Source organism: Vibrio anguillarum (genome assembly GCF_003390515.1).
GTDB classification, from domain to species: domain Bacteria; phylum Pseudomonadota; class Gammaproteobacteria; order Enterobacterales; family Vibrionaceae; genus Vibrio; species Vibrio anguillarum.
Window position 1 is genome coordinate 3,081,483 of record NZ_CP031479.1, and the last position, 4,235, is coordinate 3,085,717.

The 4,235-nt window shown below is 36.7% G+C and carries 4 protein-coding genes; all 4 read left to right on the forward strand.

The window, feature by feature from the left end; genetic code table 11:
* The first annotated feature begins 173 nt into the window (after window positions 1-173).
* The 4 genes from DD616_RS16930 to DD616_RS16950 all read left to right on the forward strand — a co-directional run bounded on the left by DD616_RS16930 (window position 174) and on the right by DD616_RS16950 (window position 4,080).
* Complete coding sequence (locus tag DD616_RS16930) at window positions 174-599, forward strand: hypothetical protein (protein ID WP_071178894.1); 426 nt, start codon at window positions 174-176, stop codon at window positions 597-599.
* Between the two features lie 234 nt (window positions 600-833).
* Entirely contained in the window at window positions 834-2,201 is a 1,368-nt protein-coding gene (locus tag DD616_RS16935; RefSeq protein WP_208871957.1) for a PIN-like domain-containing protein, read from the forward strand.
* Window positions 2,202-2,369: 168 nt separating this feature from the next.
* Window positions 2,370-3,533 (forward strand): DUF2971 domain-containing protein, encoded by a 1,164-nt coding sequence (locus tag DD616_RS16945; RefSeq protein ID WP_208871958.1) that lies wholly within the window; start codon window positions 2,370-2,372, stop codon window positions 3,531-3,533.
* A gap of 151 nt (window positions 3,534-3,684) precedes the next feature.
* Window positions 3,685-4,080 carry a DUF3465 domain-containing protein gene (locus tag DD616_RS16950; RefSeq protein WP_017049506.1) on the forward strand — a complete coding sequence of 132 codons (396 nt, stop codon included), beginning with the start codon at window positions 3,685-3,687 and terminating at the stop codon, window positions 4,078-4,080.
* Window positions 4,081-4,235 lie beyond the last annotated feature (155 nt).

Genomic DNA, 4,235 nt, shown 5'->3' on the forward strand with positions numbered 1-4,235 from the left:
TTCGGCGGTGCGTTGTCAACCCCTTAGCCGGGCGTTAGGTGTGTGGCATTCACAGTTTGGCTTTATTTTTGTTGATGTATTTTTCCTGATTATGTATAAGTCGTTTTGAAAATAACCTTTAACACCATGATTACATTAGTTTTTGCAAACCTTTAATAACATGGAGAATAAAGGTGGAAAAAAGTAACGAGAAAGTACAGTTGCTAGTAAATGCTATTCGGTTTCGTAAACCCTACACGGCTAATGATTTTCAAGTAACAGCATCTGAGCTGAAAGTGAAAAAAGAGAGTTATCACTTAAGTAAAATCAAGAGTATTGAACTGAAGCGTCTTGGCTTCAAAGATAACGTGGTTAAAGTGACAACATACGCCATTTTACTGTCAGCTGCGACTTGGGCTTTTGTACCTGAGTTTGGTTTTTTTGCGCTCATTATTGCTCTGATTTTGGCTTTGGTTTCAATGAGAAAGTATGAGTTGAAAGTGGAGTTTAAAGGTACAGATGAAACGGGTGATTACTGGGTATCAATAGCTCGTTGTTGGACGGAAGATGAATTTCATATTCTGGAGAATATTTATACTGAACTGAAAAGCAGAATCTAACACAGAGGCTCGTCAATTTTGGCGAGCTTTTGAGTTTATAGTCTCGCACCTAACAAACGCTTCAAGAGGGACAGCCAACGCGCGGCATTTTTACCATGCGTTGGTTGTTGTGATTACGTTGTTATGCGGAAAGTTGGTAGTAGCGTTGGCTGCCCCTTAAGCGGGCGTTAGGCTTACAAGTAAGAATGTCGGGCATTCAAAATGCCAACAAATTTAATTAACTGAGGGATGTAAATGAAAGAGGTTTTCAAGGGGTTTTATAACATTGAAGAGTCGATATTGGAAGAGTTGTGGAAAGATGAAAAAACCATCTTTGTATTTGATACAAATGTTCTTCTTAATTTATATGGATATGCGAAACAAACAAGAGACGACTTTTTTAGCATACTTGAAGCTCTTAATGAAAAATTATGGATTCCTTACCATGTGGGTTTGGAGTACCAAAGACGTAGGTTAAGTATTATAAGAAATGAGAAAATCCTCTTTAATGATATTGAAGATAATCTGAATAAAATTCAAAAGGTATTTAAGGGGGATTTTGAAAAACTAGCTCTTAAACGTCGCTTTCCTAAACTATTTGAAAATACCGAAAAATTAGAAAAAGAAATAAATAAATCCATTTCTAATTATAGAAAGTCTGTTCAGCATTGGGATAGCGAGCAACCGTGTGTAAGGTCCCATGATGAGATTAGGGATAGACTGAACGGAATTTTTAATTGCAAGGTTGGTGAACCGCCTAAAGACCAGAAATGGTTGGATGATTTGTATAAGACTGGAGAAGACCGTTTTAAAAAGAAAATTCCGCCAGGATTTAAAGATGACGGAAAAGGAAGTGGTGATGATACTCACTTTTATAATGACGGTCTATATTACGAAAGAAAATACGGCGATCTGATCCTTTGGAAGCAGTTAATTGAGAGAGCGAAAAGTGAAAATATTGAAAATGTGATTTTTGTAACTGATGATGCGAAAGAAGACTGGTGGTATAAAATAAACTCAAATGGAAAAAAAACCATAGGTCCCTTGGCTGAGCTTCAATCTGAAATATATCGAGAGTCAAATATAAAGAGTTTTCATATGTATAGTACTTCTATGTTTTTAGAAGATGGTAAATCAAACTTAGCAGTAAATATAAGTGAAAGTTCTATAGAAGATGCAAGTACGCCGCATGTCATAGAGAGTATCAATGAACTGCGGGAAGTTGTTAGACACCCAGCCAACATTAGCGAGCGATGGAGAGATCTGCATGAGCGAGAACATCATGTTTTATCTACTGATTTCGATTACTATAGAGATTTAATTGATCGTGTGAACAACACTGCATCTGTTGTTGATAACGACAGGTATAGCGAATTATTTGAACGTGCAAATACAATTGCATCGACTAACAATGATAGATACCGAGAATTATTAGACCATGCTACAAATATAGCGTCTGTTGATAGCAGAAAATACCAAGACTTGATAGAACGTGCGTATAACAACTCGTCTATAGATAATGCACGTTATAGAGATTTAGTAGAACGCGTAAATAGTAATGAAGAATTTAACAAGCTACTGAAGCAACATTATCTTTTAAGAAATAAAGGTAAGGGTGATTAGCTCGGTAGCTAAGTTGAAATATAAGCCTAACAATCTGTTTAAGAGTGATTCGCAACGCTTGGCATTTTTGCTATGCGTTGCGTTTAGTGTTTAAGGTGGTATGCGGTAGCTTCGGTATTGCGTTGCTCACACCTTAACAGGGCGTTATACGCTTATTGGAGAATAATTATGTACGTCTATAGATACCGCTCTCCTGGGCTGGTTTCCCAAAAAGGGCTCATTTACGATGAATGGTATTTTGCATCAAGAAATGAGTTAAATGATCCTATCGATATGCAATCAAAATTTGAATTTCCTGCGAATAGTAAAAGCATCTGGGTTGGTGTAATTAAATCGTTATGGAAACACGAAGTTTGGGCAGAGATAGCAGCAAGTTATTTCGCTAGTCTATGCCCGATTTCATTTGAACAATTACTTGAAGAGTATGAACATCACTTTGCAAAGATAATAGAAAGTATATTTAATAATCGCGGTAAAATTACCTTTACCGATTTGAGGAAAATAGGAGAGTTACAAAATCAACTAAAAGATATGTTATCGCTTTATGCTCCTAGTGCAGGATATTCCGTTTCATTATCAACATCCAACAATGAAATGCTAATGTGGTCTCACTATGCAGCTAGTCATTCTGGCTATTGTTTGATTTATCGACCAATTAATGGTTTTTTACATCAATGTCCTAATCGAACAAAAGATCAATTGTCAGTTAGCAAGGGTCATACAAGCGTAATTGGTAATAAGTTTGAGGTTAAATCCATTGAATATGAAAACCAACTAGAAGCTATAGATGCTTTTTGTTTACTACCTGCTTATTACACAGGATATAAGTTTGACATTGAGGAAGATCGTTTAGCTTTCCATCAAAAAATCCAAAATCAACTATTAACAAAAAATGAATGCTGGGCATACGAGCAAGAAGCTCGCTTGCTTTTACCACAACCTAGCAAATTCATATCTGGTGAATCTTCGTATAGCAATTTTCAGCGGTTATTTCATTACGATTTTAATCAAGTTGCGGGAATCATTTTTGGTGCCCGTATGAAAGAACATGAAAAGTTGGCGATTAAAGAAATTATTAATGCAAAGCTTGAAAAACGATTTAGTAATTTAGGTGGTAATTCAACAAAAACATATGTTTTTGATTTTTTGTATCAACAGGCTGAAATATGTTCTTCATCTAGACTTGTGAGAATTACAGATCAAGAATTGGTATCAATGGGTACAGAACTGAAAGTTGGTACTGAATACTACGAAAGGCGACTTAAATTATGGAAAGAGTTTAAAGGGATGACTATTGAATCAGGTAGATTCGGTTATGATGCGATCCCATAAGGCGCGTATAACAAATGCATCAACACGATTTGCTACACTCGGCATTGTCAGTTTGCCTTTAGTTTCAGTGATTAAGGCGTTAAATTAAGCTAGGTTTGCATGGTAGCAAACGTGTTATGCAGGCGTTATGTGAATTGGAGAAATTGAGTATATGAAGAAGTTAATCGCTATATTTATAGCCGTCTTTTGTCTAGCTTCGATTGGTGCTCAAGCTAATGATCATCAGTTAAAAAATGCGTATGAAAATCATCAAAGTGATATTCAAGTTCAGGGCTCAGGCACAGTCATTCGCTTGTTACCTGATGACAACGAAGGAAGTAGGCATCAAAAATTCATATTGAAACTGGACAGTAAACAAACTTTACTTGTTGCTCACAATATTGATTTAGCTCCTAGGGTTCCAAATCTGAAAGTTGGCGATCGAGTCCAGTTTTACGGTGAATATGAATGGAACAAAAAAGGTGGTGTCATGCACTGGACGCACAAGGACCCAAACAATAAACACCCGCAAGGTTGGTTAAAGCACAACGGTAAGACGTACGAGTAAAATTCACATAACAAACGGCTCAAGAGGGATTGCTAACGCGTGGCGGCTTTAGTACAAAATTGAAGCTCAGTGTTTACAGTGTGTTTTTTGAGTTCGGTGGTGCGTTGTCAACCCCTTAGCCGGGCGTTATGTGATCTTGTAAATTCAGCTACATA